This window comes from Bacillus sp. SRL543 (assembly GCF_984799205.1).
Genome location: NZ_OZ481794.1, coordinates 4,800,307 through 4,815,741, shown reverse-complemented (window position 1 = coordinate 4,815,741; position 15,435 = coordinate 4,800,307). Strand labels below are relative to the sequence as shown.

Sequence of the window (15,435 nt, the reverse complement as noted above, 5' to 3'; positions counted from 1 at the left end):
CCTCTATCCCCATTCTGCTCCCCCTTTAAACAGCCGGGCCCGGCTCACCGGAATTGAGCTTATCTTTTCTAACAGAGATGTCCTCTCCAGGGTATCTTTGGCACCTTCGCGGTAACCACGACTCGGAGAGGACATTGATAAATGACTTCTAAAAATAAATGCTGCTCACAAAATATGTTTACACACCTTCCCGTAATATAAGGTGTCTATGGTGAGACGGGTTCCTCTCGGCTCCCGGCTTTTATTGAAAATAAATGCTCCCACCTAAGTTATCCTTCGTATTTTCCCGCAATGATGAGGTATCTATACTGCGACCTTCCCTGCTGTAGTGAAAATCGATCAATTTTCCCAGACCCAAGAAAAAGGCTCCAATTGCCAGCAATAATATCCATAAAGGCATTACGCCCACCTCCTTTTTCTATATATTAACATTTATTGCCTGCATATACTTCTGTTTATGTATTTTACTGGAAAATAATGAATGGTGTTCTGATCAAGGTTTCTGTTATGCTCGTTTATCATAAGGCAGGAAGTCAGGAAATTGCGGCGAATTAGTCATTATCTTATCAAAGGAGTGTGGCAAGTATGCCTCATGCTATTGATCTGCTGGCCGACCAGTTGTCAGCAAATGCGAATGATCCGAGCTGGTATGTTCCTTTTTCAGAAGCTGTTGAAGACTTATCAGAAAAAGATGCTTTTTGGAAGCCGAATGAGGAGAGCAACAGCATCGCCGAATTGGTCCAGCATCTTATTTATTGGAATGAAACCTGGCAAAAGAGGTATCAAAAGGGTCACGTCAATGCAGTTGCGCCAATTGGGAGCAATGATGAAAGCTTTGGGATACCGGAAAATAAAACATTCAGTGATTTAAAGGAGCGGCTGTTAGAGGTGCTATTTCAGTGGCAGGATCTGCTTTCCGAGGAAAAGCTGGACAGTGAAGTGGAAGGGTTTCCTGAATCGGCAGAATGGTGGGCTATCATTGGAAATCTATCCACGCACAATGCGTACCATATTGGGCAGATTGTCTATGTACGGAAGCTGCAGGGCAGTTGGAGGCATAGTTAGTTTTTATCGGAGTCGAATGTAAAAAAGACAAATCTAATTTGAGAAAAAGGAGGAGGTTTTCATGCTCTTTATGCTCATCGTCAAAGCCTCAAAGAATTCGGAAGGACGTAATCTTCCCAGCCCTGAACTAATGGAAGCCATGACGAAGTACAATGAGGACCTAGTTAAGGCAGGTGTAAGGGTTATGGCGAAAGGACTTCATCCCAGTTCAGATGGGATGCGCATTTCTTTTCCGAAACCGGGAGAAGATCCGGTGATTACAGAAGGTCCATTTGCTGAAACGAATGAATTGATCGCCGGATTCATTTTGATTGATGTGAAGTCAAAGGAAGAAGCCATCGGTTGGGCTAAGCGGATGCCGGACCCGCAGGGAAATGGGGAAGGGCAAATTGAACTTAGGCAGGTGTTTGAGTAAGGTGCGAGTGCAGGTCAAGGGGACGGAAGCTGCTGAGGCGATTATATGAAACTGGAATTTTACCAACTGGATAAAGTGGACCAGAGGCAGTTAAAGTTTGCAGTAATAAGCGCCATCTACAAAGGAAAATGGGTGTATGTCAGGCATAAGGATAGAACCACATGGGAAATTGCAGGAAGACATAGAGAATTTGGAGAAAACATGGAGGGAACGGCCCAAAGAGAGTTATGTGAAGAAACGGGCTGTATAGATGTCGAGTTGATCCCGATATGTGACTATTCATTAGGCGATACGGCTGTTAAAAAATATGGAAGGCTATACCTTGGAGTAATAAGGGAATTGGGCCAGCTGCCTGCTTCAGAAATTGATGAGATCAAACTGTTTGAGGATTTACCCGTAAACCTTACTTATCCGGAAATCCAGCCGAAGCTGTTCGAAAAGACATTGGCGTTTATAAAACGCTATGAACAGTGATATACAATCAGGTGAGTTCCATTAAGTAAGCTTAGCAGCTTCAGCTTTTTACCGTAGTAATATTTGGATAAAAAAGGAATTCTCATATTCTCTCTAGAATCTATATATAAATCAACTATAGGAGCACCTGATATGCACACAATACCTAAACACATTATTGCGGTTTCGGCGCTTATTGAAAACGAAAAGAATGAAGTGCTGCTGGTTAAGGTCCAATGGAGAAAGGATACATGGGAAATGCCCGGGGGCCAGGTGGAGCTTGGGGAGCCGCTTGATCAGGCAGTCGTAAGGGAAGTTCTTGAGGAAACCGGGCTGCATATCAAGCCCGTTGGCATCACAGGTGTTTATTATAATTCGACCAAGCAGATATTATCTGTTGTTTTTAAAGCATTGCACATCAAAGGGGAAATCAAAATCCCGCCTGAAGAGATAAGCGAAGCCAGGTTTGTGCTTTTAAATGAACACAATATTGGCGAATACATAACCCGGCCTCACATGAAATCACGGACACTGGATGCGATGAAAGCGAAGAATATCGTTCCTTATGAGACTTGGGAAATGGATCCTTATAACTTGGCAGGAAGGCTATATTGACCCTCTTTTTTTGCGAAGACAACCTGAAAAATTAAAGGAGCACCCCTATGATTCATTGGTTCCGCCACTTGCCCCAATTACATATGAATTCCTCTTAATGGACCCCTTTCATACAGAACAGCTGGTTCCGGGAACGCTTTATGAAATTTGCTTATTTACTTCAGATTGTTATGTTTTTGGCACCGTATATAAAAAAGGTGATATAAGCCTGACATTCAGCGGAACCTTTTTTTGGCTGGATACAAATGCCGTTTTATCAAAAAGAAGATTCTTGGTCTTTATGAGCCTGCCGTTTATAGGATTGTCAGTGGTGCCAGCCATTTTGGCGATTTTCGTATCAGAGGATATAAAGATCCTCCTGTTATTTGTAAGCTGGATTAATTTCATCTTTTCAGCTGCAGATATCATCAATTTGGTATTAATAGCGATAAAGCCGAAAGGTGCGGTGTTTTGCAGGGGGTATTACCGGGTTGTTCAGCAGCGGGATCTGATAGTGGATATAGGAGAAGGTGCCGGAGCATGAACACTTATAATAAGCAGGGATTATATCTTTTTCACATGGAGGCTAACACTTGAAACCGCTAACGTATATCATTGGAGCATCGATATTAAGTCTATCAATCGTAATATCTGCTTTTATTATAGGTAATAGCTTAAATTCGGCTGGTAAAGGCGAGCAGCCGCAGCCTCTAACATATCCAGCAAATGACGTAATGACCATCAATCAGCTTTCCGACTATCTTCAGATAAGCGAGGATTCATTAGAAAAAATCATCAGGGAAGATATGATAGCAAAAACTAATTTAACAACGTATGATACGTATCGGTTTATTCCTTATTTAAAAATAGATGAACAGAAAAGGTTTCTTAGATCAGAGATAGACGAATGGTTAAAGTATAATAACAATAACCATGACTGATCAGCGAAGATTCGCATTGAATCCCTGATGGTGATCACCTTTTGAGGGGGAGAATGCGATGACCATCACATTCATGAGTCACTACCTTCATGTTCGGCGGCAGCTGAGCCTGTCAGCTGAACTTATTAGCAAAATGACTTAAACATCTGTTTGCACAGCCTCTCAACGAATGATTGAAAAGAAGGCTGCAGACTTATTGCCATTATCAAAAAAAAATAAGCCAAGAGAGTCATATCCCTTGGCCAATCTATGTTATTGGTAATGTTTCAGCATGATGGGAGTATAAGAATCCAAGGGCAGGGGTCTTAAAGAGAGGGTCGTGTCAAAGGAGTAAATATGGTTGCTTTGGGCCAGCTTAAGGCATTTAAACATGGCTTTTCCGCCAACCGCATTAGCTGAATGAACGGTTATATGGTCTGCAGAGAGTTTTTCCCTGACCATAATGTTGACCAGAAGCATACCGTTTTCTCTTTTGCTTTCCAGGTCATGGTCCAGTGATAAATGGCCAATTTTATAGGTGCGGAGCAGTTCTAAGCATTCCACAATTGTATTAACATATACGAAGCCAGCCGGCGGTTTCCGATAGTCATCCAGGAATACATTAATTTTCTTCAAATTTCGCCCCCTTAATTAAGAGTGACAAAGAAAAATCTCTTGTCCTTCATTAAAACCATAACACATCTTTAACGTATAGGCTAACATTCTTTACTATGGCAGTCAGTTAAACTGCTAACGTAAACGCAAGTTTTTAACAGGAAACTGTTACTTTGGTCATGCCTCATTCGTATATTCATATATAAGAGTCAATACATACTAATCGCCATGTTAGCACGGGAGCTTTTCCGTCTGCCGTTTTAATTTTAGGGGGGATATAGTTGGAAATTAAATTTTCAAATAGGCCGAAGATATTTACTTTGGGGATTATCTTTGCCTTGGGCTGGCTTCCTCTTGGTTTTCTGATAATGATGTTATATCAAAAAACAAATATATTCCCTGAGACTGTTTATTTTCAGGATACGCCGAGTAAAGCCTATGTGGTGAATATAGTGGGCGGTCTGCTTATAACAGCAGGTATTCTGCTTTTCTTGTTTAAGAAATTGTGGATAAAGGCTGTTGGTGTGCTTGCAATATTGATTGCATTTGTGCTTATATTTAGTGCCCTTCATACATACACCTATATTGACTCAACAGGGATCCACAATGCACCACTGGAGGGATTTAAAGAAGAAGTAACTCTGTGGAATGATATTAATCAGGTTGTCATCGTCCTTGATAACAGCGAACCCGTACAGCTGGAGTTTGAAAGTGAAAATGACACGTTTATCTATACGTTAAAAGAATACATGCCCAGAATGAAGCTTAGAGAATGGTTAGATGGCATTGGTGTTAAATATAGTGAGAGGAATATGTGACGAATCGCACTTCTGTGCAGAGAGTCATTTTTTATCCGGTCTGAATACTTGAAAGCAGAAGCAGCTGCCATCCAGGCGGCTTTTCTTGTTTCAGAAAAGGTACAGGTGTCTGGTTAATATCGGTATTATTATAGTAAAGGCATCTTATGAGAGGAGAGCTGGGATGGAAAAAAAGTTAAGAGCCATGCTCATTTTTCCAGCTGCGTTATTAGTGTTATTTGCATGGAGCAATGATCGATACAGTGAGCTGTTATACATCGCATATATCTTATTGTCATTAAACCTGATCATTCTGGGCATCCGAGCCTTCAAAGAAAACAAAAAATCCCCGTTTGCATACGGGATTATAGCCATATCGCTTTTGGCTATTTTCCTTTCACTAAAACTGTTATTGTCATAACGGAATTTACGTAACAGCCAGGAGGATTTTTTACCAAGAGGGGAGGCTTAGCTTAAAACATGAGTAATGTCCATTTCAGAAAAATTGATGATTCCAATAAATACAAAGTCAGGAATATCAAACTAAAGCCCGGACAGGAAAAGTTCATTGAAACTGTAGATGAGTGTTTGGAGGAAGCGAGTGCCTGCAGTGAATGGCAGCCAGTGGCTGTATATAAAGATGAAGAAGTGATTGGCTTTGCCATGTACGGTTCTTTTGGCCCCAATAAAGATACTTGGATTGACAGAATCATGATTGATGAAAAATATCAAGGCAAAGGCCTGGGAAAATTGGCGATGATGAAACTGATTGATATCGTTTCAAGACAATATGAAGTAAATATTATCTACTTAAGTATCAAAGAAGAAAACAGGACAGCTTATCGCTTATACAAAAGTATTGGTTTTGAGTATATGAATGAAAGAGATCCGCAGAATGGAGAGCTCTTATTAAAATATACAATCTTTGAGTAAAAGCTGCTCCCTGCTTGGAGGTAAAGGGACTGGTCCTTTGTACCGGTACTGAAGGAATGGGCCAAGGAACCTGACCCCTTGGCTCTTTACCCCTTGGCTCTTTTTTGATTTTTGGAGGGAAAACTGTTGACGGTGGAAATTAAATTGTGATATTATTAAAAATTTGATTATAATTATTATATGTGTTATAGTTAAGACTGTTACCATTTATGGAGGTGGATTACTTGTTCCAAATTGACGATACCATTGTTTATCCAATGCACGGAGTAGGGATCATTAAAGCCATAGAAGAAAAAGAAATCCTAGGGGAAAAACAACAGTATTATGTCATAAAGATGCTGATCGGCAATATGCAAGTCATGATTCCTGCGGGTAAAATATTGAGTTCAGGTATACGCCCTGTTACGGACATAGTGACATTGAAACATCTCATAAACGTTTTTCAAGATGGGGTGGAATCAGATGGATTGCTGCCGTGGAAACAAAGATATAAAGTGAACACGGACAAAATAAAAACAGGCAATATCCAGGAATGTACCGAAGTTGTACGTGATCTAATGCGGATGAAGAAAGAAAAAGCACTTAATTCAAGCGAGAAAAGAATGTTAGATAACGCTCATGAATTTTTAATCAGTGAACTTGGATTGATTGAAGGAATCACTGAAAACCAGCTGAAAAGTTTTTGTTAAGAATTATTTAAAATGAAGAACTTCTCCAGACACCTCTGGGGAATTGCTGATTATAAAAAGTAAATTCTTTTAAACTTCTCCAACTCACCCTTAGAGCAATAACCTCTTTATTTCTGCAACCTATCCATCCCTATTATTTCCTTTGCGAACGTTCGAAGTTTTACCAAATTTGATTTTTAAATAGTCACTTGATTTTTGCAATCCTGATTCACACTGGCACGGACTTGGAGCCGTAAGGATGAAAGAGAGGCAGGGCTTTCATTGTTTTGGGTATACAATATATTGAATGAGACATGAGACGGGTTTCCCTTCCGGCCTTTATAGCGGAACAAGGAACGGTCCTTCTGTCTCTTTTTTACTTTTCCTGCTGCCTTATGGCGGCTTTTTTTTCGTTTTCAATTTACCTGATGCCCTAAAGCATTTTAGCGAGTATGTTTAAAATATAGTTTGGAGCAGTCTGTTTGCGCTAACTGCATTTGAGAAAAAAATTTTTCTTTTTACCAATAAAAAAGATTATTCACACGTCTAGTTTGTAAGGGGGTGCGTAATGACTAAAAAGAATTTCCATCAACAAGCTGATTATGCTGATTCCGGGCCGGATTTCAAGCAATTATTCAGCGAACATAAAAAGCATGTATTTGCCATGGCGCTATCTATACTTAGAGATTTCGAATTGGCTGAAGATGTGCTGCAGGAAGTGTATATCAAGCTTTACCGGCATATGCAGCATCAGGAGATTTCAAATGTTAAAGCCTGGCTTATTAGTGTATCCAGAAACACAGCATTAGATCTTTATCGAAAGAATAAGCGTGAAATAACAGGATTTAACGATGATTATTTTGAACGTATTCAATATATATCGGAAGATCCTTTAGACCAGATGATTTTATCAAAATACCTGCAGTTATTGAATAGCGAGGAAAGGCAGATTGTCATCATGAAGGATATCCTCGGGATGAAGCACAGAGAAATTGCACCAATAATAAAAAGGTCATTAGGTACGGTCCTTTGGAAATACAGTATGGCTCTTAAAAAACTGAGAACAGGTGTGATGAAGGAGGAGTTCTGATGGATAAGAAAAAAATACTGAAGCATTTAGACCGGGCTATTGATAAGCAGGTTCCGGATGTCTGGGATGAAATCAAGCTTAAGGTACATAAAACAGAAAAAATTGAATTGAAAGAAGAAATTTATTTCCCGGGTTATTCCAGTAAATCCAGCAAAAAGAGAATACTTAAAATGAAATTTTCATTAGCTGCAGCAGCGTGCTTGATCCTTGCTTCCACACTTATTTTTACACCCGCATTAGCGGCGATTCAAGAGATGTATGATCAAATATTTTCGAGCAGGCATATTGATGATACAGGCGTCAGGACTGCAATCAACCTGGATCAGGGCCAGGCCCTTGATCAAAAATATTATGATAAAGAACATGGCATAACGGTGCATTTCCAAGGCGTAATGACAGATGATAAAGAGACGAAACTGCTGCTTGCCTATCACAGTGACAAAACAAATTTAAAAAACTATTATCTGGATATTTTTGAAGGTGATACTTCCATTAATCTGATAGCCGGAAATGAGCAGAAGAAATTAAACAACGTAGGCTGGGGAAGCAGATATTATGATAAGGAAGAAAATAAAGTATTTGAAGCTGAATCTTTTGAATCTATAAAGAAATATCAAGGAAAAAACATTCGTCTGGAAATCAAAAATCTGACCATTTATGAGGGCGATGAAACCCGCAGTATACAAACGGTTTGGCCCATTGAATTCAAGCTCGATCCATCTGCAGTCTCTGAAAGAGAAACGATGGAAATAAACAAAGATTTCACCTTTGAAAACGAAACTTACAGAATTAAGCAGGCGGAGTTCTCGGCATTTGAAACAAGATTGGTTATTACTGGATCTGACACAAAACTCCTTACAGATGAAAGTGGAATGCAATACAAAATCATGAGCAAATTAGAACATCAATTCCTTAATGCCAGGAAAATCGATAAAGAATACGGTTATATCGTGGATGATAATCAATCTGGTGTATTTTTGAAATCTGCGGGTGAAAAAGTCGATCCCGTTTTTAGTAAGGGCGAGGTAGAAGGTGCAGAGGATGAATATATTATGATATTTGGCCCTGTTAAGGACCGGCAGGATTGTATTCTTGAAGTCGGTGGAGATATTAAAATACCGCTGACTGAGTAGGTTTGAGGCACTTTTAACTTTGTCATTTCATATATAAGGTCTCATATACCCGATGGGGAATTCTGCTCAAGATAAGCTGCCGTATGGCGGCTTTTTTTTGATTGATTCAATAAGGAAGTAATAGATATAGAAGAGAGATATGTAAAGCGGGAGAGTCTTCATAGGATTGGTTTTCTCGCCAAGTTAGTATGAGAATGGGCCAAGGGGTCTGTCCCTCTGGCTCAGGGTGGATGGAAAAAGAAGGGATTGGTGTATGAGGTGCAGAAGGTATGAGTGGAAAAGGGGTGTGTGCATGAAAAGAGTAGATGTGGTCTATTCACTTATTTATGACGGAATAGAAGAGAAGGTATTGGTTGTGAAGAATTCTAAGTATGATAACTGGTCTCTGCCAGGCGGTTCGGTTGAAGCAGGAGAGACCTTGTCGCAGGCAGCTGTTCGTGAAGCTAAAGAAGAAACAGGCCTAGCGATTGAGGTTGATCACATACTTTCTGTAAATGAAGCGATGATGATAAATCATGATCATCACGCTGTTTTTATCACCTTCAAAGCTAGAATCGTCAGCGGTGAAATCAGCATACAGGATATTGAAACGATTTCAGAAGTGAAATGGGTGAGTTTGGAAACCGCTGATGAGATGATGCCTTACCATAAAACTGGGATTAGGTATATGCTGGGGCAATCAGCTCCTTATGTTTTTCAGGGGGAAGTGGGTTAGGCAGCAAAGAGGTGACATCTTTTTTGGAAAGGAAACGGAGAGTATGTCTTGTCATATAAGAGTTAGAGCAGGTGTGGTCATTATCGAGGATAAAAGGATTCTGCTGACAGAGTATAACGACCCAAACAGAGGCATTGTGTATGATTTGCCTGCTGGAGGTGTGGAGCCTGGCGAATCTATTACAGATGCCGCCAAAAGAGAAGCTCAAGAAGAGGCGTGCATAGAAGTGGAGGTCGGCCCATTGGCCTTTGTCTATGAGTATGAACCGCATTTGAATGGTGAAAAATTTGGGCCGGTCCATACCTTAGTAATGATGTTCGAAGGTACAAAGCAAAGTCGTTCGGCTGCAAGGCTGCCGGCACAGCCAGACCCAAATCAGACTGGCGTAAAGTGGATAGCATTATCGCAGCTGGGAGATATTCAGCTATATGCAAACATAGGAAAGCAAATCCAGGATTATGCCATACATAGAAGGAATATTGATCTGATTGAGGAGTTTCGACTTTAATTTAGGCAAACCATTCACAAAAGGAGATATGGGGAGGCCTGCTGTCCGGTTTTACAGACTGGGCCAAGGGACCTGTCCCCCCGGCTCCCCGGCTCCCCGGCTCTCAAAAATAAGGAGGCGTTGTTATGAGCAATCGGTGGTATAGCCTATATTTCGTGATCTTAGGAATTGTGTCTTTTTTTACAAGGGAAATTGTGACTTTTATTATGCTTGGTTTTATATTATTGAGCCTGAATAACATCAACAACACGTTGAAAAAAAATCATGATAGTATTGATAAATCTATTCCAGAAGAGTAGATGTACTTGAAAAAGCTTTCTAAATAGGTGCCCGTCCCCGTTTTTGTAAAACGTTACTGAAAGCGGGGGCAGGGCACCTTTTTGTATTCTCATAATTGTTTTGGGCCAAGGGACCTGACCCCCTGGCTTTCTTGGGCCAAGGGACCTGACCCCATATCCATCAAGCTAACTTGAAAGTGAAGAGGAATGTGCTAATGCTTTGAGGCTAATCTAAAAATCTGCATACCTAAATAAGCATTATTAATTGATTTTTTCAAAAGTACCATGCTTAAGCTGCTGAATCCTTGGCAGCCATTCCAACGGTCCTTTCATAGGAGACTTTCAATATATCGAATACAGTCAGCTTCTTTTTCCGATGACTTTTCTTCCCGTTTTTCTCTATCTGGGAATAGATTCCTTTTAAGATTTTCAGTATGGAAGTCTTGCTGGAAATAATTGCTTCAAACAGCTTTGGAATAAACTCCATCGTGATGGATATGGACTTGTATTCGCTCGTTTCTTTTTTCTTTTTTCTTAAAAGATACTCCCTTGCCTGAAAGGCAATCGTCGAACTAATCAAAAGAGAGATTAATGTTCCGTATAAATGACATTCAAATCGTTCCAATTTCATCTTTTTCACTTTATGAATCTGGAAAAGGGACTTCCAGGTTTTAAACAGGATTTCGATTTGCCAGCGAAGGGAGTATATAAGGTGGATTTCTTCCTTGGGTACACTCTGATGTGGTATATTTGAGATGAACATGTTCAATTTGTAGAGTTTTTTTGTGGGGTGTGATAATTTTACACCCTTCTTTTTTTCGGTTTTCTCTCTCTTTTTTTCCCTTTTCTTGATTTGGCCGGGAGTCAACTTATAAAGGATTAACCGTGGGATATAATGTTTTTTCGCCGTTGCGTAAATATCTACAAGCTCCCTGCATTCCCCTTCCTCCATCTCTTCCATTACCTCAGCTAAATCCAATTTGATAAAATCCTCATCTTTCTTTGTAAATAGTGTAGTGGTTGGCTTTAGGCGAGTGAGATAGTAAGCGCCCTTCTGGGCGATCTGGTACAATTCCTCGACGTTGAAGTAGCCAAGGTCCCGTATGATTAAATCCCTTTTCTCTATTGTTTTAAGCAACGTAGGACCATATTTTTGATCACTGCTCCTGCCATTCTGGACTTCGAGGTGAAGGAAGCTTCCTGTAAGCAATTCATATTCTAATTGTAATTTCACACCCGATTTAGACTTAGTACAGCCGAGATATTCATCTTCATACATAATGGGAAGTTCAAAGCTGGAAGAGTCAAGGATTCGAATACGGCTGAATCCCATGGCATCGAGACCTGGAATCTTATTTTTGAGGAACTGCCTGGTGAAGAGTTGGCGAAAAATGACCTTCATCATATCCACAGCGTTCTTATTAAACCGCTGATTCAATCCTTCGGTGCTAAGAGAGACTTTTCGCTCCGCTGTAAGGAGCGCGCATAGACTTGACAACGATTTGACTCCTGAGCCTTCATTAAAGAACGAACATAATGACACAAAATCCAACGGCTCCAGCTTGCCTTTCCTCTGCTTAAATTTATGCGTCTTAGCCAGTTCATCAAGAAAATCGGAAGAGAAGATGCGACCAAGTTCATCAGACAAGAGTTTAAATTCGTCTTTAAAGGTAAGTTTAACCATACAAAAAGCCCACCTTTCTAAGGATTTATAGAAAGAATAGGCCATTTACCAGAAATGTGGTATTTATTTGCTTAACTTGATGGATATGGGACCTGACCCCCTGGCTTTCTTGGGCCAAGGGACCTGACCCCCTGGCTTTTCCGCCGGCATTTGGGCCAAGGGACCTGTCCCCTTGGTTCACCCCTTGGTTCAAAATGAAATTTGCCGTTTTATCACATTTCTCAAGGGTAACTGAAAAATATAGGCCAAACAACACAGATTGGCTTTTATTTATTTTGGCAGGCTGGTATGTACTTTTTAGAAAAGCCGCCAAAAGTATTAAAAAAAGGAGGAGTCAAGTGTGAAAAAGCAGATCATGACAGCAGCAGTTGCTTCAACTCTGGCATTAGGAACTGCTCCCCATTTCGCAGGTGCAGTTGAATATAATGAGGTGAAGGATCAATATCCTGCATTGACTGGATGGACAGAAGATGATTGGAATAACTATCTGGAAGAAAACTATGGAACCTCTTTAGCAGATTATGACACAGTTGGTGACCTTGAGGGTGACCTTGGCGAACCGATTGATCTGGAGTCTATTGCCAATGGAGACAGAGGGGACCAAAACATCCTTGATATTATGGAAAAATACGATCTTGATAGTGCCGGGCTTGTCACTATGCTCGATCAATACGAAAATCGGGATAATATCTATTTCGCCGGGGACCTCGAAAATGCCCTGTTAGAAGAAGGGTTCGAGCCTGTTAATATAACGGATGAAGAAAATGAAACAGAGGAATCAGGATCAGATGAAAGTACTGAGCCGGAAAAGACTGATGAAACAATTGAAGGGACCGTTAATAACAAACCGGATTCATATGGGAACGATGATGTTTTCATGTCAAGGGTAGAGGAAACCTACTTGGAGCCTTTGGGCTGGTCTATGGATGAATTCAATACCTATCTGAATGACAATTATGATATGAACCTGGATGATTTTGACCAATTGGAAGATCTGGTAGCGAAAGTGGGCCCTGTGCTGAATGATGAAAATGAGATGGAATTGATTCAAGAATATGGACTGACAGAAGATGAATATAAATCACTTCTGGAAGAGTATGGTGAAACTCCTGAGGACTATCAGTTCCTTTATAACTTGGGCGACGCATTGAGATACTACACAAGTGAATCGCCAAGCAATGCTGAAACCGAAAATGGCGCAGAAATGCCTGAAACGGCGTCAGATTCCCTTTCTTACGCGTTACTCGGTGTTGGAGTGACCATGCTGGGCGGTATGATGCTGGCTGCCAGGAGAAAATTCGGTGACCGCTGATGGGCAGCTGGAACAGATTTATTGTTCCTCTCCTTGGCTGTCTCCTGATCATCTCAGGATTGTTCCTGGCTGTAAACCATACTGTCAGCTGGGTGAAAGGGTATTCTGCGGTAGAAGAAGTCAAGGCAGATCATCAGCCTGTTCCTGGTAAAGATGCGGGAGATGTAAAACAAAGCAAAGGAGAACCCCTTTATGCGGAAAAACCTGCTGCCGGGGAGAAGTTCGGTGAAATAACCATACCCAAGCTGGAAATTGCTATTCCGATATATGAAGGAGCAGATGAAGACCAGCTGGCAAAGGGTGTGGGGCATTTTTCCGGAAGTGTTTTTCCAGGGGAGAATAACAACAGTGTATTGTCCGGACACAGGGATACAGTATTCCGCCGGCTGGGTGAAGTGGAAAACGGCGATCTGATGGTGGTTAAAACCACAGCAGGCAGTTTTACCTACAGAGTCGAAAAGATCCGTATTGTTGACGCCGATGACAGGACAGTTATCGTCCCGAAGCCCAAGGCATCACTGACCGTTACAACCTGCTACCCTTTCAGCTTTATTGGAAATGCACCTGAACGATTCGTCCTGTTCGGCAGCCTGATAGACTCGGATGCCAATCCGGAAAATTCTATATAAAAGTGATTGTAAAATTTCCCGAAAATATCAAATTCCAATTTCACCAATATATCTGAACAGCCAAAAGGCTTGTGTTTACTCGATTTTATGCAGGGTATGGGTAAAATGTACCTGCTGTTATGTGCAGAAACTTATCGGGAAATAAAATTTAAGAAGGAGGAGTTTTAACATGGAAAAAATGATTGTTGGCGGAGTATTTCAAAATTCGGATGAAGCAGTGAGAGTGATAGAAAGTTTAAAAGACAGCGGATTTGATAAAGACCATATCTCTGTTCTTGCAAAAGATGACAGCACCTTAGAAAATATTGAGAATAAGACAGATGTTGAAGAGATTGACCATGGTTCAGACAGAGGAGAACATGCTGGGAAAGGAGCGGGCATCGGGGCAGGCACAGGCGGTGTGTTAGGCGGAATCGTCGGCCTGATTGCTGAAGTTGGTCTCCTTACCATACCTGGAATCGGCGCTTTGGCGGCTGCGGGGCCGCTGGCGACTACGTTAAGCGGCGCGGCCATCGGTGCCACTGGCGGCGGAATCGTCGGGGCTTTAACGGGCGCTGGCATACCGGAAGACAAAGCAAAAGAATATAACAGGTATTTAAAGGAAGGCAATATCCTGGTAATGGTGGAAGTCGATGAAGAACAAAGAGAACAGGTAGAACAAACATTTACACATTACCGCTCAATGAACACTGACATGTATGTAATCACTACTTGATCAATTGAGCAATGCATCCCTATCAAGGACTCCATAACTGAGGCAGCGCAGTCATTATTCGACTGCGCTGTTTTATTATGAGGATTAAAGAAATACAGCTTCATTCAATATTCAAACCAAAATCCCGCAATATTGATTCCTCTCCGCTCTTTCTCGCTTTCCAGTTTCATAGAAGCCTTTGCAAATAAAAAATACGAACGATAAGAGTGTCCTTCGACAGATAAGACCTCGACCTTTGTTTCCAGAGAATCATCAGAATTTATAACGGAAGTCATTTTCACACATTCGAAGCTATGGATGCATTGATACGTTTCTTTACTGCTGATATAGTCCTGAAATGAATCAGGTTGGGTCGGGATCCTGATCATATTGAAAATGAGCAAAAGGAATGCAATTAGTATAAACGTTCTTTTTCCGGTTTTCGCTTCTGCATCCTCCGGTTTAAAACCGATGAAGACCCCCAATAGAGAATAAAGAGCGATCCACGGCAGCCACGCTATCCTGAATGTGAAATAGGCATATAAAGAAATCATTGTTCCGAAAAACAAATACCTGGCTAACAATGAAAAGGAACGAGGATGATAGCCGCTCCACTCGTCTCGATCTGCTTTAATGAAAATCTGGTAAAAGAAAAGCGCCGCAATGGCAAGCATAAATACAATGCCCATAAAAATCACCTCTCTGCAGCTTTGCAGCGTTTCCTAATATTAACATAAGGCGTCAGTGGGAAACTCTTCATTTGAAAAAATCCGCCGTCTTCCTGCTTTACTGCCATCCGGGCAGGATTATTTGGATTTTAACAGAATTTATTTTATAGAATGTATGTCAACTTATCCCAATTGTTTTGGGAAAAAGGAAAGATTCCATCTTGGTAGACAACCAAGCCAAATGGCGCAATCCCGAATCATCCA

General features: G+C 41.0%; 20 protein-coding genes and 1 pseudogene. 17 read left to right on the top strand and 4 right to left on the bottom strand.

Annotated elements, in window-relative coordinates; translation table 11 throughout:
- Positions 1-241: 241 nt before the first annotated feature.
- On the bottom strand, positions 242-400 hold the full coding sequence (locus AC4E8B_RS24485; RefSeq protein ID WP_248138063.1) for a hypothetical protein: 159 nt from the start codon (positions 398-400) through the stop codon (positions 242-244).
- Positions 401-585: 185 nt separating this feature from the next.
- Here AC4E8B_RS24485 and AC4E8B_RS24480 point away from each other — a divergent pair, with 185 nt between their 5' ends.
- From AC4E8B_RS24480 to AC4E8B_RS24455, 6 genes and pseudogenes are all read left to right on the top strand, one after another.
- Complete coding sequence (locus AC4E8B_RS24480) at positions 586-1,065, top strand: DinB family protein (RefSeq protein WP_490216152.1); 480 nt, start codon at positions 586-588, stop codon at positions 1,063-1,065.
- A gap of 61 nt (positions 1,066-1,126) precedes the next feature.
- Positions 1,127-1,480 (top strand): YciI family protein, encoded by a 354-nt coding sequence (locus AC4E8B_RS24475; protein WP_101548637.1) that lies wholly within the window; start codon positions 1,127-1,129, stop codon positions 1,478-1,480.
- A 45-nt stretch (positions 1,481-1,525) separates the two neighbouring features.
- A complete protein-coding gene (locus tag AC4E8B_RS24470) occupies positions 1,526-1,954 on the top strand; it encodes an NUDIX hydrolase (RefSeq protein ID WP_490216151.1) in 429 nt (142 codons plus the stop codon).
- Between the two features lie 132 nt (positions 1,955-2,086).
- A complete protein-coding gene (locus AC4E8B_RS24465) occupies positions 2,087-2,548 on the top strand; it encodes an NUDIX hydrolase (RefSeq protein ID WP_490216150.1) in 462 nt (153 codons plus the stop codon).
- A gap of 140 nt (positions 2,549-2,688) precedes the next feature.
- A pseudogene (locus AC4E8B_RS24460) lies at positions 2,689-3,071 on the top strand (DUF3267 domain-containing protein).
- A gap of 49 nt (positions 3,072-3,120) precedes the next feature.
- Positions 3,121-3,468, top strand: a complete 348-nt coding sequence (locus tag AC4E8B_RS24455) for a helix-turn-helix domain-containing protein (RefSeq protein ID WP_490216149.1) — start codon at positions 3,121-3,123, stop codon at positions 3,466-3,468.
- Between the two features lie 252 nt (positions 3,469-3,720).
- On the opposite strand, the gene AC4E8B_RS24450 is transcribed toward AC4E8B_RS24455, so the two are convergent.
- A complete protein-coding gene (locus AC4E8B_RS24450) occupies positions 3,721-4,083 on the bottom strand; it encodes a cyclic-phosphate processing receiver domain-containing protein (protein ID WP_490216148.1) in 363 nt (120 codons plus the stop codon).
- A gap of 260 nt (positions 4,084-4,343) precedes the next feature.
- On the opposite strand from AC4E8B_RS24450, the gene AC4E8B_RS24445 reads away from it, so the two are divergent.
- The 8 genes from AC4E8B_RS24445 to AC4E8B_RS24410 all read left to right on the top strand — a co-directional run bounded on the left by AC4E8B_RS24445 (position 4,344) and on the right by AC4E8B_RS24410 (position 9,906).
- Positions 4,344-4,880 (top strand): HPP family protein, encoded by a 537-nt coding sequence (locus tag AC4E8B_RS24445; protein WP_490216147.1) that lies wholly within the window; start codon positions 4,344-4,346, stop codon positions 4,878-4,880.
- Between the two features lie 163 nt (positions 4,881-5,043).
- Complete coding sequence (locus tag AC4E8B_RS24440; protein WP_490216146.1) at positions 5,044-5,280, top strand: hypothetical protein; 237 nt, start codon at positions 5,044-5,046, stop codon at positions 5,278-5,280.
- Between the two features lie 59 nt (positions 5,281-5,339).
- Positions 5,340-5,792: a GNAT family N-acetyltransferase gene (locus AC4E8B_RS24435; protein WP_490216145.1), complete on the top strand. Its 453-nt coding sequence runs from the start codon at positions 5,340-5,342 to the stop codon at positions 5,790-5,792.
- A 224-nt stretch (positions 5,793-6,016) separates the two neighbouring features.
- A complete protein-coding gene (locus AC4E8B_RS24430) occupies positions 6,017-6,481 on the top strand; it encodes a CarD family transcriptional regulator (protein ID WP_490216144.1) in 465 nt (154 codons plus the stop codon).
- A gap of 547 nt (positions 6,482-7,028) precedes the next feature.
- A complete protein-coding gene (locus AC4E8B_RS24425; RefSeq protein ID WP_490216143.1) occupies positions 7,029-7,550 on the top strand; it encodes an RNA polymerase sigma factor in 522 nt (173 codons plus the stop codon).
- Positions 7,550-8,683, top strand: coding sequence for a DUF4179 domain-containing protein (locus tag AC4E8B_RS24420; RefSeq protein WP_490216142.1), 1,134 nt, complete (start codon positions 7,550-7,552; stop codon positions 8,681-8,683). The genes AC4E8B_RS24425 and AC4E8B_RS24420 overlap by 1 nt, the downstream gene beginning before the upstream one ends.
- Positions 8,684-8,975: 292 nt before the next feature.
- Positions 8,976-9,398, top strand: a complete 423-nt coding sequence (locus tag AC4E8B_RS24415; protein ID WP_490216141.1) for an NUDIX hydrolase — start codon at positions 8,976-8,978, stop codon at positions 9,396-9,398.
- A 43-nt stretch (positions 9,399-9,441) separates the two neighbouring features.
- Positions 9,442-9,906, top strand: coding sequence for an NUDIX domain-containing protein (locus tag AC4E8B_RS24410; protein ID WP_490216140.1), 465 nt, complete (start codon positions 9,442-9,444; stop codon positions 9,904-9,906).
- Positions 9,907-10,473: 567 nt separating this feature from the next.
- Here AC4E8B_RS24410 and AC4E8B_RS24405 read toward each other — a convergent pair.
- The gene (locus AC4E8B_RS24405; protein WP_490216139.1) at positions 10,474-11,868 is read right to left on the bottom strand and encodes an IS4 family transposase; all 1,395 of its coding nucleotides are present in this window, start codon (positions 11,866-11,868) and stop codon (positions 10,474-10,476) included.
- Between the two features lie 340 nt (positions 11,869-12,208).
- On the opposite strand from AC4E8B_RS24405, the gene AC4E8B_RS24400 reads away from it, so the two are divergent.
- From AC4E8B_RS24400 to AC4E8B_RS24390, 3 genes are all read left to right on the top strand, one after another.
- Positions 12,209-13,180, top strand: coding sequence for a processed acidic surface protein (locus tag AC4E8B_RS24400; protein ID WP_490216138.1), 972 nt, complete (start codon positions 12,209-12,211; stop codon positions 13,178-13,180).
- Positions 13,180-13,809, top strand: a complete 630-nt coding sequence (locus tag AC4E8B_RS24395; RefSeq protein WP_490216137.1) for a class D sortase — start codon at positions 13,180-13,182, stop codon at positions 13,807-13,809. Before AC4E8B_RS24400 ends, AC4E8B_RS24395 begins: the two co-directional genes overlap by 1 nt.
- Positions 13,810-13,978: 169 nt before the next feature.
- A complete protein-coding gene (locus tag AC4E8B_RS24390) occupies positions 13,979-14,524 on the top strand; it encodes a general stress protein (RefSeq protein WP_490216136.1) in 546 nt (181 codons plus the stop codon).
- Between the two features lie 104 nt (positions 14,525-14,628).
- On the opposite strand, the gene AC4E8B_RS24385 is transcribed toward AC4E8B_RS24390, so the two are convergent.
- Positions 14,629-15,192: a hypothetical protein gene (locus tag AC4E8B_RS24385; RefSeq protein ID WP_490216135.1), complete on the bottom strand. Its 564-nt coding sequence runs from the start codon at positions 15,190-15,192 to the stop codon at positions 14,629-14,631.
- Between the last annotated feature and the right edge of the window lie 243 nt (positions 15,193-15,435).